The sequence below is a fragment of the Pseudomonas sp. FFPRI_1 genome (assembly GCF_055384485.1).
In genome coordinates, this window is the sequence record NZ_AP029168.1 from 7,167,073 (window position 1) to 7,186,450 (window position 19,378).

General features: G+C 63.4%; 12 protein-coding genes. 1 reads left to right on the plus strand and 11 read right to left on the minus strand.

The annotated features are described in order from the left end of the window. Positions 1 to 70 precede the first annotated feature (70 nt). Positions 71 to 721, minus strand: coding sequence for a SorB family sulfite dehydrogenase c-type cytochrome subunit (gene sorB / locus ACZ5BO_RS32235; RefSeq protein ID WP_464697459.1), 651 nt, complete (start codon positions 719 to 721; stop codon positions 71 to 73). 14 nt (positions 722 to 735) lie between these two features. Then, positions 736 to 1,971, minus strand: a complete 1,236-nt coding sequence (sorA, locus tag ACZ5BO_RS32240; RefSeq protein ID WP_464697460.1) for a SorA family sulfite dehydrogenase catalytic subunit — start codon at positions 1,969 to 1,971, stop codon at positions 736 to 738. Positions 1,972 to 2,236: 265 nt separating this feature from the next. Here sorA and ACZ5BO_RS32245 point away from each other — a divergent pair, with 265 nt between their 5' ends. Beyond that, positions 2,237 to 3,142 (plus strand): LysR family transcriptional regulator, encoded by a 906-nt coding sequence (locus ACZ5BO_RS32245; protein ID WP_464697461.1) that lies wholly within the window; start codon positions 2,237 to 2,239, stop codon positions 3,140 to 3,142. Here the strand turns inward: ACZ5BO_RS32245 and ACZ5BO_RS32250 are convergent. The 9 genes from ACZ5BO_RS32250 to ACZ5BO_RS32290 all read right to left on the minus strand — a co-directional run bounded on the left by ACZ5BO_RS32250 (position 3,123) and on the right by ACZ5BO_RS32290 (position 19,299). After that, positions 3,123 to 4,379 carry a metallophosphoesterase family protein gene (locus ACZ5BO_RS32250; protein ID WP_464697462.1) on the minus strand — a complete coding sequence of 419 codons (1,257 nt, stop codon included), beginning with the start codon at positions 4,377 to 4,379 and terminating at the stop codon, positions 3,123 to 3,125. The genes ACZ5BO_RS32245 and ACZ5BO_RS32250 overlap by 20 nt on opposite strands. Positions 4,380 to 4,426: 47 nt before the next feature. Then, positions 4,427 to 6,295: a c-type cytochrome gene (locus ACZ5BO_RS32255; RefSeq protein WP_464697463.1), complete on the minus strand. Its 1,869-nt coding sequence runs from the start codon at positions 6,293 to 6,295 to the stop codon at positions 4,427 to 4,429. 125 nt (positions 6,296 to 6,420) lie between these two features. Further along, positions 6,421 to 9,873 carry a GMC oxidoreductase gene (locus ACZ5BO_RS32260; RefSeq protein ID WP_464697464.1) on the minus strand — a complete coding sequence of 1,151 codons (3,453 nt, stop codon included), beginning with the start codon at positions 9,871 to 9,873 and terminating at the stop codon, positions 6,421 to 6,423. Between the two features lie 1,572 nt (positions 9,874 to 11,445). Continuing rightward, positions 11,446 to 12,216 (minus strand): electron transfer flavoprotein subunit beta, encoded by a 771-nt coding sequence (gene etfB, locus ACZ5BO_RS32265; protein ID WP_464697465.1) that lies wholly within the window; start codon positions 12,214 to 12,216, stop codon positions 11,446 to 11,448. Between the two features lie 9 nt (positions 12,217 to 12,225). After that, entirely contained in the window at positions 12,226 to 13,446 is a 1,221-nt protein-coding gene (etfA, locus tag ACZ5BO_RS32270) for an electron transfer flavoprotein subunit alpha (protein WP_464697466.1), read from the minus strand. After that, entirely contained in the window at positions 13,446 to 15,410 is a 1,965-nt protein-coding gene (gene dgcB / locus ACZ5BO_RS32275) for a dimethylglycine demethylation protein DgcB (protein ID WP_464697467.1), read from the minus strand. The genes etfA and dgcB overlap by 1 nt, the downstream gene beginning before the upstream one ends. A gap of 227 nt (positions 15,411 to 15,637) precedes the next feature. Beyond that, positions 15,638 to 17,698: a dimethylglycine demethylation protein DgcA gene (gene dgcA / locus ACZ5BO_RS32280; protein WP_464697468.1), complete on the minus strand. Its 2,061-nt coding sequence runs from the start codon at positions 17,696 to 17,698 to the stop codon at positions 15,638 to 15,640. Between the two features lie 15 nt (positions 17,699 to 17,713). Then, complete coding sequence (locus ACZ5BO_RS32285) at positions 17,714 to 18,244, minus strand: DUF5943 domain-containing protein (protein WP_464697469.1); 531 nt, start codon at positions 18,242 to 18,244, stop codon at positions 17,714 to 17,716. Positions 18,245 to 18,321: 77 nt separating this feature from the next. Next, on the minus strand, positions 18,322 to 19,299 hold the full coding sequence (locus ACZ5BO_RS32290) for a dipeptidase (protein WP_464697470.1): 978 nt from the start codon (positions 19,297 to 19,299) through the stop codon (positions 18,322 to 18,324). Positions 19,300 to 19,378: the final 79 nt, after the last annotated feature.

Here is a 19,378-nt window from a genome sequence, read left to right on the forward strand (position 1 = left end):
GGGCGAGCCTGCTCGCTCCTGCAATGGCTGCCTGAACGCTATTTTCCAGCTGTCTTCCAGGCGGCTACGACTAAGGCGCGGTCTCAGGCTGCCCGAGGATGAACTCGCTGAGCGTCTTGAGCTGCACCTCACTCAGGGTCGAAAAAGGCGGCATCGGGATTGCTCCCCAGCGCCCTACGCCGCCCTCTCGAATATGCTCGATGAGTGTCTGCTCGCCCTTGGGATCGTTACGGTAACGCTCGGCGACTGCCTGATAGGCCGGACCGACCACTTGATGATCAATGGCATGACACCCCAGACACCCGTTGGCATTGAGTACGCTCATGGCGTCCTGCCGGACGCTGCCCTGTACGCTTGCCACTGGCGGCTCCGCGACCTTGGCGCGAGGCTCTCCCGAATAGGTTTGCTCCAGGTAGGCTGCAATCGCATCCCCCTCTCGATCATCGACCGGCGCACCAAAGGCATGCTGCATCTTGGCCACCTCGCCGCGCCACTGCTGCAGGCTCATGCCAGGTGGTTGCAACTGGATATAGTCCGCTGAATGGCAAATGCTGCATTTGGCGTTGGCAATGGCATAGCCCGGCAGGGATGACGGCTCGTAGCGCGCGGTTTCCGCTGGCAGTTCGAGGCTCAGTGGAGCGGCCCAGCTCATCTGCAAGCCCGTGAGTAAAACGAGGGCCGCCAATAGCACGGTGACCCGGAGGCAAGGAAGTCTGCTCATGGAATGAGGCCCTTTCAAATAATCTGCAGTTGCAGTGACTCGACGGAGTGCCGGGCATAGCCACCGGGGTTCCAGGTCGGTGTCATTGGCTGGGTCTGGCCCTGAACGTTGCGTGCTCGTACCAGTAGCTGGACGATGCCGCGCTGACGCGGTCGCCAGTCCGCCAGCCATTCGCGAAACGAGTAGACCCCCAGGCTTTCACCCAGGCGGGTGGCGTGCCAGGTACGGCCGTTGTCATCGGAAAACTCCACGCTCTGGATACCGGCACCGGCGCCGTCGAAGGCAATGCCGCGCAAGACCTGCAATTTCCCCATCGGCAGGCGCTGTCCACTGTGCACACTGGTGACGAATGAGCGCACCGGCAAAACCGCGATCGGGCGGCTGGCCGTCAGTTCACTACCGGGCGCTACAGACAGGCTCTGGTTGTCGGGCACGCGATAGGCCTTGCTCATGAAAAACCCCTGGAAATCATGATCAATGACTTCGATTTCACTCAGGTGCTTGATCCAGTAGGTGCCGTAGTAGCCCGGCACGATCAGACGGATCGGGTAGCCATTGAGAAAGGGCAGATCCTCACCATTCATGCTCCAGGCGATCAACGGCTCCGGGGCCAGTGCATGGTTGATGTCCAGCGCCTTGGTTACCGTCGGCGTTGCCGGCAGGATGGGTTGGTCGAGGCCGCGAACGGTTACTTGAACGGCGTTGTCCTCGACCCCGGCCTGCTCCAGCACCCTGCGCAACGGCATACCGATCCAGCGCGCGTTGCCCATGGAACCATGTCCCAGTTGCGCGCCAAAAACCCGAGGTTCGAAATAGCCGCGACTGTTGCCCGAGCACTGGTTCACTGCAACCACCTCCACCGGGTCCCCCAGTGCCTTCAGTGCTTGCAGGCTCAGGTCCAGCGGCTGGCGTACACAACCGAACACCTTCAGACGATAGGTACCCGGATCAATCCGGGTGGGAATGTTGGCCAGGTGATAGCGCACGAAGAACGCATCATTGGGGGTCAAGAGTCCCTGGTTGAACACCTCGAACGGGGTCTCCAGGTGGGGTGGACGAGTGGTGATGCGCATCAGCGGCCGCTTCTGCGGGTAAGCGACCAGCTCCCGTTCGCCATTGGCAAAAGGCTGTTGTTCCAGGCTTGCGGCCAACGCTTGCAAAGGTTGAGTGGCCAGACCCAGGCCCGCGAGAACACTGGCCTGCAGGAAGTGTCGACGATCCAGGCCGCCGCGTTTGTCGAAAGGGTTCATCACGTCTCTCCGGGTGGATGACTGCGGCTCAGGCCGGCATCAGGGGGCGCAGGCCAGGAGCAGGCCAGTGAAGCCAAGACAAGGCTCAGCAACAGGCAGGGACAGAGGCGGGAAACCAGGGTCCGGCTGTCCGGTCCCGAGATTGACGGCGAGGCTATGCATGGGAAGTTTCTCTGGTGAGATAACGCTTAAACCTTAAGACGACCAAGTAAATTTGTTAAACGGATAATTTCGCTATCAAATACCTGAAAAACAGGTAAAGACCATGGCCTTCAGTTTCCGTCAGCTACACATATTCTGTGCGGTCGCCCGTACAGGCAGCACGACCACCGCTGCCGAATCCATTTCACTGTCACAGTCGGCGACCAGCGCCGCCCTCAACGAACTGGAAGCGCAGCTTGGCAGCCAGCTGTTCGAACGCGTAGGCAAGCGCCTGCACCTCAACGAAACAGGCCGTGCCCTGCTGCCACAGGCGCTGCGCCTGCTGGATGACGTGCAGCAGTTACAACAGCAGTTTGGCAACGCAGCCAGCATGCCGGCCAACCTCGCGGTGGCGGCCAGCAGCACCATCGGCAATTACGTGTTGCCACGGTTGCTGGCCTCGTTCCAGAAGACGCATCCGAACATCCAGGTCACCATCAACATTGCCAACACCGGCACGGTGATCGATCAGGTACAGGGATTCGATGCCGACGTAGGCCTGATCGAAGGGCCATGCCGCTCACCCCACCTGCTGGTGGAGCCCTGGCTTGAGGATGACCTCATCCTGGTAGCGGCCCCATTCCACCCGTTTGCCAACCAGGGCCGAGTGTCGCTCGAGGCACTGCGCCAGGCTCGCTGGCTGCTGCGAGAAGACGGCTCCGGCACGCGCGATGAGGTCAACCACCTGCTGTTGCCACAGCTGCACTATTTGCCGGATACCCTGGTGATGGGCGGGTCCGAAGCCATCAAGCACAGCGTGGCCGCAGGCCTGGGAATCAGTTGCCTTTCACGCTGGGTGGTCGAGGAGCAACTGAGCTGTGGCTCACTGATCGCCCTCAGCAGTGACCTGCCGCCGTTGCGGCGGCACTTCTATCTTCTACGTCATGGCGAAAAGTTTGTCTCACCCGCCCTCGAACGTTTCTGGACCTGTTGCGAATCCTTTTCCAGTGTCAACGAAGCGGCCAGCTAGTGGCACCATTCTCGCCAATGAAGTCCTCCGTGATCATCTCGCCCTGCAACTTCACCCTCACGTAACCGTTGCGCACCCGCAGCGGATAGTTCGGGTCATCGGCGGACAAGGTTTCCGACCACTGCACCCGGGGGTTGCCCTTGAGCTCGCTGGTGGGGCCATAGGGAATCGCCCCGTGACCGATGCAGCGTCCGTACATGCCGGCACTGGGCGCGTAGCAGATGCCATTGTGCAGGTGCCCCCAATACCAGTAGTCCGGCACCCGCCCCAGGGCCGCGACCACCTGCTGGTACAGCGCTGTCTGCTGCTGCCCGCTGATATCCAGCCCCTGGTGATGGCTGAGCACGATGATCCGGCGCCCCTGCCCCTTGCTGGCCACCAGGTCCTTGAGCCATTGCTGCTGCGGCGGGTTCAGGTTGCCGTCCATGTACAGGTTCATTTCGTCGGCGGCATAGGCGCTGTCCAGGCCGACGATCAGCCAGTGGCTGTTGAACAGGGCAAAGTAGCTGGTGCCCTGCTGCTTGGGAAACAACGTCTGGATCTCGGCAAAGTAGCCGTGGGCACCGCTGTACATCTCGTGGTTGGAGTTGAGGCTGAACGACGCCTGGCTGCCCATGGGCCAGTCCGTGAGGTCGGCGTTCTCTTCACTGCCGGTGCCGGCGTAATACACATCGCCCAGGTGGATGGTGAAATCCGGCTTGTCCTGGGTGATCAGGTCCGCCACCCGCTGCGCTGCCGAATCGGGCTGGAAATACCCGGTGCCCCAGTCCCCGGCCATGTCCAGCACTACGTTGTCGGCCATCTCGATCAGCGCCGGCGTGGTGCCGAAGGGCGCGTGCTTGCGCAGGTTCTCGATCCAGTTGAGCAGGGCCTCGCTCCAGCGCAGGTCCAGCAGCTCCCATTGGCGACAGCCCAGCAGGGTGCCGTCCTTCATCACCTGGGTCTTCAATTCGTCCACCGTTTGCGGCAAGGGCGAGGCGTTCCCCAGGTGCAGCACCGACAGACCGTGGGCCAGCTCCCAGGGCACCGGCGCCTGCCCGGGGGGTAAGTCGCCGTGAATGAGGGCGTACTGCGCCTGATCATGGGCGCGCTGCAGCAGCTGCACGATTGCCTGCAGCTCCTGCGGCTCAAGCTGGCTGCGGAGTTTTTTCCAGGCCAGGTCGAGCCTGGCCAGCAAGCCGTCGACTCGGGCTTTCACCTGTTCGTATTCATGTTCCAGATTGCTCACAAATGACATGCTGGCATCCCTCTTGATGGTCCCTTTGCACAGGCGCCGAACGGGCGTCACAGGGTCTTCATGTATTCAATCAACTGCCATTTCTGCAGGTCGGAGAGTTGCGTGCCGTACACATGGCCGCTGTTGCTGTTGCCCTCCAGGTGGGTGTCGTACTTGAAGTGGCCCGGCCCCTGTAGCGCCGCGCCACTGGTGATGAAGCCGACCTTCTGCGGGTCATACACATCCGAGCCGGTGTAGAACACCTGGGGCCTCAACTCCGGGGCCTGCAACAGGTCCCAGAGGCTCGGCACCGAGCCGTTGTGCAGGTAGGGCGCGCGCAGCCAGATGCCGTCGGTGGGGGTGTTGCTGTAGCTCTGGGTCTTGCGATAGGCGCCGAAGTCGAAAGGCGGCTTCTTGAAGCCGTGGAAGGCTTGCACCAGGCCGCTGGTGAAGGAGTCCAGGCGATGGGGGTCGGTGCCCAGTGCCTGGATATTGGTGGTGACCTGCCCGGTATCGGCCTTGCCGAAATCATGGCAGCCGGCGCAGTTGGCCTCCCACAGCGGCTTGCCCTGGGCGGCCTTGGCCTGATCGATGGCGAACGGCCAGGCCGGTGGCTGGTGCCCTAGCAGCCAGTTGGTGACCCGATTGAAACTCTGGGGCAGCACCGATTCCGGGGTCGCGCCCACCGCCATTGCCGCGGCGTAGTTGCGCTCGCGGATCTGGTTGTTGTTGCCGTCCCAGTGCAGGTACATCGATTCCCGGGGCTTCTGGTTCCAGATCTGCGGCAGATCCACGGTGCCGATGGTGGAATCGTCGGGGAAGCCAAACACCACCATCTTGGTCGGGTTGAAGGTGTCGGTGCGCCCCGGGCCCTGCTGCGGCCGCAGCTTCTGCCAGGCATAGGCCTGCTTCTGCTTGAGCAGCGCGCTCTTGGCCATGGGGATGATCAGGTAGCGGTTGTACAGGCGCTCGACAAAGCCCAGTTGGAACTTGGCGTTGATCGCGTTCATCACCGCGTCCACGGTGAATTTCGGATCGCTGGCGCAATCGTAGGCGAACCACTGGAAGGCCTGGAGCTGCATCAAGTTGGCCGGAGCGGTGGGCACCACCTGGGATACATCGCTGGCACTGGCGCGGTAGGCACCGGTGTGGCACAGAGCGCAGTTGGGCTCCACCGTGGGGTAGCCCAACTGACGCTTGGCCATGCCCACCGGCAGGTCCCGGCCATTCTCATACAGAAAGCCGAAGACCTCGTAGCCACCGGGGCGCGGGAGTTTTTCCGGGCACATCTGCGGCAGGACGGCAAACAGGTAGTAGGGAATCCGCGCCTCGATCCCCAGGCCGATGGCGGCGTACTTGAAGTGATCCTCGTCGGAAGCTTCCGCTGGCTGGGGCACCTCGCGAATCATGTTGACCCAGGTGGCATAGCCGACCACCCCCAGGACCAGCAGCAGGACCAGGCTGGCCACGCGAAAGCTGTGGCGCTTCCAGCACGCGGCCCAGTACTGGCGCCAGTCGTGCAGCCCGGCACAGAGCAAGGCCCAGGGCCGGTTGGCCGGGGCGCTACCCAGGTACAGGAGGATGCCGAGGATCAGGAACATGCTGAGGTCGCCCATCAGCATGGGCACGAACACCGTGGCCTGGTTGCTGGTGTCGATCAGGTAGATCCAGAACGCCACGGCTATCAGCCGCGACAGTACGCACAGCCAGGAATGCACCACGAAGCGCGGCGCGTTGCAGCCCGAAGGCATGTAGAACAGGCTGATGCCCACCAGCAGCATGCCGGCGTTTTCCAGCCAGGGATCGGACAGCACCGGCGGCAGGCCGACCACCGCGGTCAGCAATGCCGGGGCAAACAGCGCCGGCAGGGCGAACACCATGTTCATGGCGATGCCCAGCCAGATAAAGCGTTGGAACCAGCGGATATAAGCGTTCATCTGAGCCTTCCCTGCATCCATGTGTAGCCGCTGCCGCAGGGCAGGCTCCCGGAGCCTGCCCTGCGGTACCTATCGCCAAGCCCGGCTGCGGTACGGGCGCGCCGCAGGCCGCGAGCCGGCCGTCGTCAGCCCTGGGCGGTCTTCTCCAGGTGCGCCAGCATCAGCGGGTACACATCCACCACGGCGTTCTTGCCGAAAATGCAGTCGATATGCCCGTAACCTGGCACCACGTGGCGGCTGAACAACTCGGGGCCATGGAGTTGGCACAGACGTTCATAGGTTTTCAGGGTGCTTTGCGGCAGGTAGCACTGGTTGTCGGCGCCGCTGATAAAGCAGATCGGCAACTTCAGCCGGTCAAAATGCGGCATGTAGACGTCACGCCCCTTGAAGTCCACCAGGTGCCCCTTGCGACAGATCAGCGCCAGGTGCTCGAAGGTCTCGATATTGGAGGCGCCGAACAGCTCGTGCAGGTTGTCGTGCAGGCTCTGGTTGAGGGTGTCGTGGCGGTACAGCGAGGCGTACATGAAGGTGATGCGGTGGCACACCGGGTTGGTGCAATAGCCCTGGGCCTCAAGCCGGGCATAGCCGTTGAGGGCCGTGTCGTAGAGCTTGTTGAACCAGCTTTCCTTGCTGTCGGCATAGGCGGTCAGGGACTTGATGCCAATGGCGTCGAGCACTCCCGGCAGGTGCAGGCCAGCCTTGATCCCGGTAGCGGTGGCCACCACGGTGTCGGCGGCGATCTGCGAGCAGACTACCGAACGCACGTCCTGCAGGCCCGCCAGCAACGACATGAAGAAGGTCGTGGCGCCATAGCAATGCACCACGCATTGCACGTCCCGGGCGCCGGTGGCCTGCTTGATCTGGCCGATGGCGGCCTTGAAGTCATAGGCGGCGATCTGGTCGCCATTGCACTCCTGCTTGCTCGCCGGCAACAGGATGCTGACCCGGAAATCCAGGAGCCAGACGTCATAATCGTGCTTGCACAGGTACTCCAGCAGGTTGGTCTGGATGGTGTCGGTGGAGAAGATGTTGGAGCCCACGCCCAGGCCATGGACCAACATCACCGGGCCTTTGCTGCCGGCCTGGTAGCGGGTCAGGCGCAGCTGCACCCGGTCTTCGGTCTCGAAGAACTGCACCGTCGGCACCGGCGCATCCAGGGGCCGCTTGATCCGTGGTGGCGCGTCGGGGTTGAAGTAGATGTCCCCGGCGAACACGCCGCCGTAGCTCTCCCAGAGAATCCCGGCGAAGAACTTGCCAAAACGCGCCAGGGCCTCGATGCGCTCACGCTCGTTGCGCGCGTTGAGCACCTTCATGGTGGTCATCTGCTTGGCGAAGTCCGCCGGCAGAATGTGCATCACCCCGGAGCCCAGCACCGGGCCGCTCTTGTCCTGGCCGCGGTACAGGGTTACGTACAGGGTGCTGGTATCGGGCCAGATATTCAGTACCCCGTGATCCTCGGGCACGGTCTTGAAGGCGCTGAAATAGTACTCGTTGCCGTCCTCGGCACTCAGGCGCATGTCGTAGTTCATGTGGCGCACGCCGACCTGCTGCTGGAACTCCTCGAACAGGTTGAACACCCCGTGGCTGGCCACCAGGGGTTGTGCCGACAGCGCCGGAGCCTCCAGGGTGCCCACCAGGGTCGCGGCGTGCTCGGGCTCCTTGATCATCCGATTGAGGTCGTTGGCCGTGATGGTCAGGGTGAATTCGATAGGCGAGTTCTGCGCCTCGCCGCGCTTGGCCGCCGCCTCATAGAGCGCCAGGTCGGTGCCCTGGGGCTGGGTGAAGGCGTTGGAGAAATAGCCCTTCATGGTTTCGGTGAACTGTACCCCCAGGGTCGGCGCCGCCACCGCCTTGCTCGGGGCCGAGGGCAGGCTGTAGTCGATCTTCCAGCCGCGATCCTCTGCCAGCAGGCGCATGTTGCGCTCGCTGACCGCTGAAATGGTCAGCAACGGATTGACCGCCAGCGAGGTGGGAATCACCGCGCCGTCCGCCACATACAGCCCGGGATAGACCTGGTTGCCGCTGGCGCCGCTGAACACCTGGCCCTTGTGGTTGACCACGCCCTGGCCGGCATCTTCACCCATCACACAGCCACCCAGCGGGTGCACCGAGACGATGCTGTGCTTGAGCAGCTTGGTCCAGATCGGGTTCTCCACCCAGACTCCGCCCAGCGCCTTGGTGCTCTGGTACAGGCGCTCATTGCCAAGAATCACGTTGGGTTGCTGGCCAACCCCCGGCCAATCGATGCGCAGCTGATCCTTGGCGTCCAGCAGCATGCGACCGCGACCATTGTCATGACTCATGATCAGGTAGGTCTGCATGTTGTGCAGCGCACCGTGGTAGGGCCCGCGCAGGAAGCTTTCGGCCTCGCGTTCCTTGTACCCCAGCTTGCCACTGAGGCTGTCGTCGGTGGCCTTGCCCAGGGTCCCGGCGAACAGCGCCATGCTCGGTACCATGGCCCGGCCCAGGGCGCCGGGGATCGAGCCTTCCTCAATGACCATGCGGCTGCGCCAGTCGCCCTGGGTACGCATGTCGATGATCGAGGTGATGCACGGTCCCACCGGCTCCATCTCACTGGCCGGGTGGGTGCCGAAACCGATGCCGTTGATGGTCTGCTCACAGTTGTGGCCGAAGCCGAGGATGTCGCCGTTGCCGCTCATGTGCTCGCCCAGCTGGTCCGAGGTGGACAGGCCCTTGGCCTTGGAGCGCAGGAGGATTTCCGTGGAGCCCAGGGTGCCGGCACTGAGCACGACGATGTCGGCCTTGACGAACAGGGTCGGTGCCGAGAACTTCTCGCGACCGCTGTCCAGGTACTGGAAGTGCACGATCCAGCCATCGCCGTCACGCTCCAGGTAGCGCACCTGGGCCTGGCAGAAGATCTCGGCGCCATGGTTGCAGGCATCCGGCAGGTAGTTCATCAGGGTGGTGTTCTTGGCCTTGTTGTTACAGCCCGAGACGCAGTCGCCGCAGTGGTTGCAGGGCAACTGTTCGACCCCGACGTGATTGAGGTTGTTGGGCAGCTTGGCGAAGGTCACGTTGATCGGCGGCTTGTAGAAATGCGTGCCCTGCTTGAGGAACTCCGCGGACTTCTGGTTGGCCTTGAGCTTGGGCAGGGTCGGCGCCGAATCGGGATAGGGATTGGGCTTGAGCATCTCCCGGGCCCGGGCATAGCCCTCCTTGAGCAGGGTATCGCGGTGCTCGCGTACCGCCCGCGGCCAGCGCGGATCGTCGAACACCCCGGGCTCGGGCTCCAGGGCGACGTTGGCGTTGATCAGCGAAGTGCCCCCCAGGCCGCAGCCGACCACCACGTTCTGCTGGGCATTGACGTGCAGGTCGAATAGCCCGGTGCGCGAACCGATGTGGCCGTCGGGATCGTGCACCTGCAACTCCTCGGTGGCGGTGGCCAGGGTGTTGGGGTACTCGCCGGGCTGGATCTCGCGCCCTCGCTCCAGCAGACAGACGCGGCGCCCGGCCCGGGACAGACGGGAAGCGGCAATGCCGCCGCCATAGCCTGAGCCGATGACGATCACGTCGTAGCGTTCCTGGATCTCGCTGATGGGGGTCGCGATCCGAGTCATGACAAAGTTCCTCTCAGGCAGATGGGGCAACTCTGGGGTCGCCTCTAATGGGTGAAGCCGAGCGCGCAGCAGGCAGCCGGACAGGCAGGCCTTGGCGCCAGAAACACAAACAGGGGGATCAGTGATGGAGTCGGAGCCGATGGCTCGCGGGCAGGGCTATAGACGAGCGCGCTGGTTGGCGGCGCGACGCCGGGTACGTCGAGGTAGGGAAATCCGGATCGGGGAAACCTGCGATAAACGACAATCCATTGCCTGCGCTCCCTGAACCGAATGTGGATAAGTAGCTGCTAAGTCCTTGTGCCATCAGTGAAGACAGGCCACATGGCACTGTCAAGAAAGCCATTAGAACTGTATGAAATTTGATCTATTGCCGTACACGCTATGGATTACGCGGGCTGCAGCCTTGCGCAAACATCTTGTCCACAGCTTGACCCACAGCAACTGTGGGCAAGTGCCCAGGCGTTGGGGATATTTCAGTGGGCAACGGCAAGAAAATCCGTGACTTATGGGCAAACTGCCGTTTTTCCCGTAATTGATCAATTATTGAACAAAGCTCTGGAACACCCGTATTAAAAGGCCTGTAGCGGAAGGCGAACACCTTATCCACAGAACGGCCAACAGACTTTGGGGGCAACTGGGGCCTGGGACCTCAGCGACTGTGGAAAACCCCTGCAAGCCGCGAAATATCGAGGCTTTACCCGAATAATCGAGCCAGAACAGCATAGTTGGGTGTTTTTTGATCAAACCATTCAAAGCCAGGTTTTGCGGGGCCTGCAGCGGTAAGCGAACATCTTATCCACAGAAGCGCCAACAGACTTTGGGGGCAAGTGCTGTGCAAAAGTCTTTTCGGCTATTTCTCCACCCTGGGAAAAAAGCCATAAAAATCGGCAGCTTAGGCTGTTCAAATTTCGTACAGCTGGCTACAGGGCTTGTTCCACATGGGCTTGAGCAAGGCGCGAACACCTTATCCACAGGTACGCACACAGGGATTGTGAGTAACCCGACCGCGACTCTGGCAGCAGCGGGTTTGCCAGCGAACGGCGCTGCCCAGAGCTTTGCAAAACCCTAGCGGCCCCTTCGCCGGCAAGCCGGCTCCTACGGTGGGGGCAGGCGCGATTTCCCGTGTAGGAGCTGGCTTGCCAGCGAACCGCGCTGCCCAGAGCTGTGCAAAACCCTAGCGGCCCCTTCGCCGGCAAGCCGGCTCCTACGGTGGGGGCAGGCGCGATTTCCCGTGTAGGAGCTGGCTTGCCAGCGAACGGCGCTGCCGAGCGGTGCAAAAACCTAGCGGCCCCTTCGCCGGCAAGCCGGCTCCTACGGTGGGGGCAGGTGCGATTTCCCGTGTAGGAGCTGGCTTGCCAGCGAACGGCGCTGCCCAGAGCTGCGCAAAACCCTAGCGGCCCCTTCGTCGGCAAGCCGACTCCTACGGTGGGGGCAGGCGTGATTTCCCGTGTAGGAGCTGGCTTGCCAGCGAACGGCGCTGCCCAGAGCTGCGCAAAACCCTAGCGGCCTCTTCGCCGGCAAGCCGGCTCCTACGCTAGGGGCACGGCTTGAGGTTTTTGCATGAACCTGGGTTCAGCGTACGACGCCTTCTTCGATGAGCAATTTGAGAATGGCTTCGGCGCCGGCCTCCGGGCTGGCGCCCTTGAGCACCTGGCCGGTGCCGCCGCTGGCCTTGGCGGTGGCGGCCTTCATGCGATCCGCGCCGCTCTTGGCCTTGATCACTTTCAGGCGCTTGGGCCGGGGTTTGGCCGGTTGCAGGCTGCAGGCTGAGAGTAACTGGTCTTCCACCACCACGACCTGATCGGCCTGCAACAAACCACGGCGCGCCGGACCATAGGCGCTCTGGCGCGGTTTCGGCGCGGCGTTATCCACAGTGGCGAGGAACGGCAGGCGCACCTTGAGCCGGCGCCGCTGGCCCCGGGGCAAGGCTTGCAACACATGGGCCACGCCATCGGCCAGGGATTCGACCTCGGCCAACCCCACCACCAGCGGCCAGCCCAGGTTCTCTGCCAGCAGAAACGGCAGCATGCCCGAGCCCTCACCGGTTTCCGCCTGGCTGCCGGTGAGCACCACCTGCGCCCCGGCGTGCCGCAGGTACTGGGTCAGGGCCGGCAGGGCATCGGCGCCCGCCGGTTGCTCCAATACATGCAACTGCTCCAGGCCCATGCCCAGGTAGGCGCGCAGGGCCGGTTCGGCGACGTCGCCAGCATGCAGCACTTGCAGTTGCCCACCGGCCAGTTGCAGGCCCAGCTCCACCGCCCGGGCATCCTGTTCGGCGCGCCGTGGACGGCCGGAGGTCGGGTGCGCGCCAATCGATACCAGGCTGATCACATTGCTGTTCATAACGTCCCCTTAAGCCGCATCGCGCTTGGCGCCGTTGCGGTAGAGCTGTACCGCCGCGATCAAGGCTCGAAGAATCTCGGCGCTGTCGCCGATCACCGACAAGTCGGCTCTTTTGATCATGTCGCAGCCCGGGTCGAGGTTGATCGCCACCACCTTGTCGCAGGCACCGATGCCCTGCAGGTGCTGGATCGCCCCGGAAATCCCCACGGCCACGTAGACCCGCGCGGTGACCCAGATACCACTGGCCCCCACTTGCCGGTCCCGCGCCATGAAGCCGTCGTCCACGGCCACCCGCGAAGCACCTTCGGTGGCCCCCAGGGCCGCGGCGGTCTGGTGGAACAGTGGCCAGTCCTTGACCCCGTTGCCCCCGGAAAAGATGAACTCGGCCTCGGCCATGGGAATCGCCGCCGGGTCCACCGCCACCGCGCCCAGGTCCTCGATCCGCGCCAGGCTGCGGGCCACGCTTGTGGATAACTCCACCGCCAAGGCTTCGTGGCGAGTTTCGCTGACCGGTTCGGCGCATTCGGCCGCGGCCAGGATCAAGCGTGCCACCGGCTGCGCCAGATCCTGCAGGCCGGCACCGGCACGGCCGATGCACTGCCCGTCCTTGACCTGCCAGACCCGGGTCGCCGGGCGTTCGCCCAGGGCCGCGGCAAAGCGCCGACCCAGTTCGCCACCACCGGTGCGGCTGTCAGGCAGCAGCCAGTGACGCGGGCTGAACTGGTTATCCACAGCCCGCAAGCCCTGCACTCGCTGCTCCGGTGCATAACCTTCAAACTCGTCGCCCACCAGCACCAACAGGCGGTCGACACCCGCCGTGGCAAAGGCCGACTCCTTGTGCTCGCCAAACACCACAGCCAGCACCGCACCGTCCTGGCCTGCCAGTTGATGGGCCAGGCCCAACAGGTCGCGGTCGTGGCTGCTCAGGCGACCACCGACCATGTCCGGCACCACGCTGATGTAGAACGCCGGCTGCGGCACCTGATGCAACGGCAACTGCACCTCGGCCGCTGCCGTGCGTTTGGCACTGCCACCCTGCTGGGCACCACTGCGATCGATGCGCTTGAGGCCGTTGGGGCCGATGAAACCGATGCCATGGGGGTTCTTGCGGATCAGGCCATTGGGCCCCATCCAGCTGTGTTGCGCCGGCTGCATGGCCGCATGCAGCGGGTGCAGGCGGTTGCGGGCGATCCACTCGGCCCGGGGATCACGGCGGATAATGTCGCTCATCAGTGCACCTCCGCAGGTTCGGGTTTCACCGAGGCCGGCGCTTTGCTCGGCGCGGCATCTTCAAGCAAGGCATCGGCCACCAGTTCGGCGATGTCCTTGATCATCGGCCGCGGCTCCACCACCCCTTCGAGCATCGCCGTGCACTGTGGACAACCCACGGCCACCAGCTCGGCGCCGGTCTCGCGGATGTCTTCCATGCGCATGTCGGGTATGCGCTGCTTGCCGGGAATGTCGGTGATCGGCGCCCCGCCGCCACCGCCACAGCAACGGGAACGGAAGCCCGAGCGCTGCATTTCCCTGATCTCGATGCCCAGGGCCCGCAGTACGTCGCGAGGGGCCTGGTACTCGCCGTTGTAGCGGCCCAGGTAGCACGGGTCGTGATAGGTCACGCTGCTGCCCTTGTGCTGACCAAGATTCAATGCGCCAGCGCCGATCAGCTCGGCCAGATAGGTGCTGTGGTGCTGCACCAGGTAGTTGCCGTCGAAGGCGCCGTATTCATTTTTCAGCACATGGAAACTGTGGGGATCGCAGGTGACGATGCGCTGGAAGCGGTACTTGGCCAGGGTCTGGATATTGCGCTTGGCCAATAGCTGGAAGGTTGCTTCATCCCCCAGGCGCCGGGCCACGTCGCCGCTGTCGCGTTCTTCCAGGCCGAGCACGGCGAAGTCCACCTTGGCCGCCTTCAGCACCTTGACGAAGGCCCGCAGGGTCCGTTGGTTGCGCATGTCGAAGGCGCCGTCGCCGACCCAGAACAGCACATCGGTGGTTTGTTTTTCACTGAGCAGGGACAGGTTCAGGTCTGCCGCCCAGTTCATCCGCCCACCCGGGTTGAAACCGCCGGGGTTGTCGGTGGCGATGAGGTTTTCCAGGACCTCGGCGCCCTTGTTCGGGGTGGCGCCCTTTTCCAGGGTCAGGTGGCGGCGCATGTCGACGATGGCGTCGACGTGCTCGATCATCATCGGGCATTCCTCGACGCAGGCCCGGCAGGTGGTGCAGGACCACAGGGTCTCGGCGTCCACCAGGCCGTTGACGATGGGCTGGTGCGGGTTGCCGCCATGTTCGCCAATGGCTTTGCCACTGCCGTCAAGGGATGGGTATGGGCTGCCAGCGAACTGGGCGTCGGTACCTCCGGCCAGGCCCACCACCATGTCCTGGATCAGCTTCTTCGGGTTCAGCGGCTGGCCGGCGGCGAAAGCCGGGCACGCCGCCTCGCACTTGCCGCACTGCACGCAGGCGTCGAAGCCCAGCAGTTGGTTCCAGGTGAAATCCTTGGGCTTTTCCACCCCCAGCGGAGCGGACGGGTCTGCCAGGTCCAGGGGCTTGAGACCCGTGGAACGACCGCCACCAAAACGTTCGGCGCGACGGTGCCAGGCTAGGTGCAAGGCGCCAGCGAAGGCGTGCTTCATCGGCCCGCCCCAGGTCATGCCAAAAAACAGCTCGGACACGCCCCACAGCACCCCGACCGCCAGAATCGCCGCCAGCAGCCAGCCGCCGAAGTTTTCCGGAAGGATGCCAGCCACCGGCAAGGTCACCAGGAAGAAACTCACCGAGAATGCCAGCAGGCTTTTCGGCAGGCGCATCCACGGCCCCTTGGACAGGCGCGCCGGTGGGTTGCGCCGGCGCTTGGCGACGAACAGCGCGCCGACGAACATCAGCGTGGTGGCCAGCAGCAGGGCGTAGCCGAGGATGCGGTTATGCAGGCCGAAGCCATGCACCAGGATCGCCAGCACCGCAGCCAGGACAAAACCGCCCGCGGTGGCGACGTGGGTGTTGGCCATGTATTTGTCCCGGGCCACCACATGGTGCAGATCCACCATGTAGCGCCTGGGCATGGCCAGCAGCCCGCCGAGCAGATCGACCTTGGAGGCTCGCCCCCGGCGCCACATGGCCACGCGTCGCAGCGCGCCGAGGACCGCAAGGCCGACGGCGGCGAACAACAGAATGGGAAGAAGGGTGTTCAACATCACAGTCACCTTACAGTCAGCTGCAAGCGGCAAGCTTCAAGCGGCAAGAAAGAGCAATGTGAGCAGTGCTTTCGCTTGCAGCTTGCAGCCGGAAACTTGCAGTTGCCGCTAAAAATCCTCACAGAGCCAAGTGCGTCCTATCGACCGCGCGCTTCCAGCAGCAAGAAAGAGCAATCGCGAACGCCTGCTTCAACTTGCCGCTTGCAGCTTGAAACTTGCAGCTGCCGCTAAAAGTCCTTGCACAGGCGCAGTGCGTCGTAGATCGCGGCATGGGTGTTGCGCTGGGATACGCAGTCGCCAATGCGGAACAACAGGTAGCCCTCCCCGCTCTCGCTCAGGCACGGCTGCGGCTTGATCGCGAACAGCGCCTCGACGTCCATCTGGCCCTTGTTGCGCGAACCTTCCTTGAGCCCGTAGTACAGCTCTTCGTCGGGACGCACGCCGTTCTCCACCACCACCTGGTCCACCACTCGCTCTTCGCGGGCGCCGGTGTATTCGTTCTCCAGCACCGCCACCAGCTTGTCGCCTTCGCGGTAGACCTTCTCCAGGGTCAGGTCCCCGGTCATGATCACTTCCTTGGGGTACAGGCTGCGGTAGTAGGTAGGGAACGAGGTGCCGCCCACGGCGATGCCGGGTTTGATGTCGTCGGTGACGATCTCCACTTGTGCGCCCTTGTCGGCGATATAGTCGGTGACCGACATGCCGGTGAATTCGCAGATGGTGTCGTAGACCAGCACGTTCTTGCCCGGCGCCACCTTGCCGTCAAGGATGTCCCAGCTGCTGACCACCAGCCCTTCGGCAGCGCCCCAGTGTTCGTTCTGCTCGATGAACGGATGGCCGCCCACCGCCAGCACCACCACGTCCGGGCGCAGGTCGAGGATGGTCGCGGTGTCCGCCGCGGTGCCCAGGCGCAGGTCGACTTTCAGCCGCGCCAGCTCCAGCTGGTACCAGCGGGTGATGCCGGCGATCTGATCCCGTTGCGGGGCCTTGGAGGCGGTGGTGATCTGCCCGCCGATGGCCTCCTTTTTCTCGAACAGGGTCACGTCGTGGCCGCGCTCGGCGGCCACGCGGGCCGCTTCCATGCCGGCCGGACCGGCACCGACCACCACCACCTTGCGCTTGATCCCGGTGGTTTTCTCGATGATGTGCGGCACCCCCATGTATTCACGGGAGGTGGCGGCGTTCTGAATGCACAGCACATCCAGGCCCTGGTACTGGCGGTCGATGCAGTAGTTGGCGCCGACACACTGCTTGATCTGGTCGATCTGGCCCATCTTGATCTTGGCGATCAGGTGCGGGTCGGCCATGTGCGCACGGGTCATGCCCACCATGTCGACGTAACCGCCTTCGAGAATCCGCGTGGCCTGGTTCGGGTCCTTGATGTTCTGTGCGTGCAGCACCGGCACCTTGACCACTTCCTTGATGCCCGCCGCCAGGTGCAGGAACGGCTCCGGCGGGAAGCTCATGTTGGGGATCACGTTGGCCAGGGTGTTGTGGGTGTCGCAACCCGAGCCCACCACGCCGATGAAGTCCAGCATGCCGGTGTCGTCGTAGTACTTGGCGATCTGCTTCATGTCCTCGTGGGACAGGCCGTCCGGGTGGAACTCGTCACCGCACAGGCGTATGCCCACGCAGAAATCGTCGCCCACTTCAGCGCGCACCGCCTTGAGCACCTCCAGGCCGAAGCGCATGCGTTTCTCGAAGGTACCGCCCCATTCGTCGGTGCGCTTGTTGACCCGCGGGCTCCAGAACTGGTCGATCATGTGCTGGTGCACCGCCGACAGCTCGACCCCGTCCAGGCCGCCGGCCTTGGCCCGGCGTGCGGCCTGGGCGTAGTTGCCGATCACCCGCCAGATCTCTTCCGGCTCGATGGTCTTGCAGGTAGCACGGTGCACCGGCTCGCGCACCCCGGACGGCGACATCAGGGTCGGCCAGTTGAAACCGTCCCAGCGCGAGCGCCGGCCCATGTGGGTAATCTGGATCATGATCTTGGCGCCATGCTTGTGCATGGCGTCGGCCAGGTTCTGGAAGTGCGGGATGATCCGGTCGGTGGACAGGTTCACCGAGCTCCACCATTCCTGGGGGCTGTCGATGGCCACCACCGAGGAGCCACCACAAATGGCCAGGCCGATGCCGCCCTTGGCCTTCTCCTCGTAGTACTTCACGTAGCGCTCGGTGGTCATGCCACCATCAGTGGCGTAGACCTCGGCGTGGGCAGTACTCAGGACACGGTTGCGGATGGTCAGTTTGCCGATCTGGATCGGCTGGAACATCGCTTCGAAAGCCATTTTTCTTAACTCCGCTTACAACGGTTTGACGACGAACAGGCCATCTTCGTGACCTTCTTCGGAACCACCGTAAAGCTGCTCGGCCACGGTGCGGATCTTGCTGCCACGGGCGGCCAGGATCTGGTCCATGGCGCCGGCGAACCAGCCGGTGAACATGTAGTCGACCTTGCGCCCGACCTTGCCGTAGACGTAGACGAACGCCGAGTGCTCGAGCTTGACGCTGGCAGTGCCTTTATCCAGGTCGATGTCCTGGATCTTGAACAGCCCCCAGCCGCGCTGGGACAGGCGCTTCATGTAGTGTTCGAACACCGCCACGCCTTCCAGGCCGTGGCATTCGGCTTCTTTCTCGCACCAGTGCCAGGCGGACTTGTAGCCGGCCTTGTAGAGAATCTCGGCGTAGGCGTCGCTGCCCAGCACTTCTTCGATGCCCATGTGGTTGTTGACGAAAAAATGCCGTGGCACGTAGAGCATCGGCAGGGCGTCGGAGGTCCAGACACCGGTTTCGCTGTCGACTTCGATAGGCAATTGCGGGGCGATCTTGGCCATGGAAACGTGACTCCAGAAATTCAGTGGGTGCCCCTGCGCGAACGGCAGGGGGTATCGGATAAGGGAGGTGCGCAGGCTTACTCGCCCCAGACGTCCTTCAGGACGCTGACCCAGTTCTCGCCCATGATCTTGCGCACCACGCGCTCGCTGTGGCCGCGTTTGAGCAGGGTCTCGGTGAGGTTGGGGAACTCGCCCACGGTGCGGATGCCCAGCGGGTTGATGATCTTGCCGAAGTTGGTCAGGCGCCGGGCATAGCCCTTGTCGTGGGTCAGGTATTCGAAGAAGTCCTGGCCGTGGCCCTGGGTGAAGTCGGTGCCAATGCCGATCGAGTCTTCACCGACGATGTTCATGGTGTATTCGATGGCTTCGGCGTAGTCGTCGATGGTCGAGTCGATGCCCTTGGCCAGGAACGGCGCAAACATGGTCACGCCGACAAAACCGCCGTGGTCGGCGATGAACTTCAGTTCGGCATCGGACTTGTTGCGCGGGTGCTCCTTGAGCCCCGACGGCAGGCAGTGGGAATAGCAGACCGGCTTCTTCGATTCGAGGATCACTTCCTCGCTGGTCTTGGAGCCGACGTGGGACAGGTCGCACATGACCCCGACACGGTTCATCTCGGCGACGATCTCGCGACCGAACCCGGAGAGCCCGCCATCACGTTCGTAGCAGCCGGTGCCCACCAGGTTCTGGGTGTTGTAGCACATCTGCACGATGCCCACGCCCAGCTGCTTGAACACCTCGACGTAGCCGATCTGGTCTTCGAAGGCATGGGCGTTCTGGAAGCCGAACAGGATGCCGGTCTTGCCCAGTTCCTTGGCCTTGCGAATGTCCGAAGTGGTGCGCACCGGCATCACCAGATCGCTGTTTTCACGGATCAGTTTCTGGCTGGCGGCGATGTTGTTGACCGTGGCCTGGAAGCCTTCCCACACCGACACGGTGCAGTTGGCCGCGGTCAGGCCGCCCTTGCGCATGTCCTCGAACAGCTCGCGGTTCCACTTGGCAATGATCAGCCCGTCGATAACGATGCTGTCGGCGTGTAATTCGGCTGGGCTCATCAGGCTGTCCCCTTATTGGCGATTCCTGCGCCGAATCGTCTGCCGGCGCTTTGGGGCCAGCATATGCCTGAGGGCCGGG

Excerpts from the sequence above, each read along its gene's own strand:
- etfA (WP_464697466.1), bottom strand. The coding sequence starts at position 13,446 with ATGAGCGACATTATCCGCCGTGATCCCCGGGCCGAGTGGATCGCCCGC.
- ACZ5BO_RS32250 (WP_464697462.1), bottom strand. The coding sequence starts at position 4,379 with ATGTCATTTGTGAGCAATCTGGAACATGAATACGAACAGGTGAAAGCC.
- ACZ5BO_RS32285 (WP_464697469.1), bottom strand. The coding sequence starts at position 18,244 with ATGGCCAAGATCGCCCCGCAATTGCCTATCGAAGTCGACAGCGAAACC.
- ACZ5BO_RS32245 (WP_464697461.1), top strand. The coding sequence starts at position 2,237 with ATGGCCTTCAGTTTCCGTCAGCTACACATATTCTGTGCGGTCGCCCGT.
- dgcB (WP_464697467.1), bottom strand. The coding sequence starts at position 15,410 with ATGTTGAACACCCTTCTTCCCATTCTGTTGTTCGCCGCCGTCGGCCTT.
- ACZ5BO_RS32290 (WP_464697470.1), bottom strand. The coding sequence starts at position 19,299 with ATGAGCCCAGCCGAATTACACGCCGACAGCATCGTTATCGACGGGCTG.
- etfB (WP_464697465.1), bottom strand. The coding sequence starts at position 12,216 with ATGAACAGCAATGTGATCAGCCTGGTATCGATTGGCGCGCACCCGACC.
- ACZ5BO_RS32255 (WP_464697463.1), bottom strand. The coding sequence starts at position 6,295 with ATGAACGCTTATATCCGCTGGTTCCAACGCTTTATCTGGCTGGGCATC.
- sorB (WP_464697459.1), bottom strand. The coding sequence starts at position 721 with ATGAGCAGACTTCCTTGCCTCCGGGTCACCGTGCTATTGGCGGCCCTC.
- sorA (WP_464697460.1), bottom strand. The coding sequence starts at position 1,971 with ATGAACCCTTTCGACAAACGCGGCGGCCTGGATCGTCGACACTTCCTG.
- dgcA (WP_464697468.1), bottom strand. The coding sequence starts at position 17,698 with ATGGCTTTCGAAGCGATGTTCCAGCCGATCCAGATCGGCAAACTGACC.
- ACZ5BO_RS32260 (WP_464697464.1), bottom strand. The coding sequence starts at position 9,873 with ATGACTCGGATCGCGACCCCCATCAGCGAGATCCAGGAACGCTACGAC.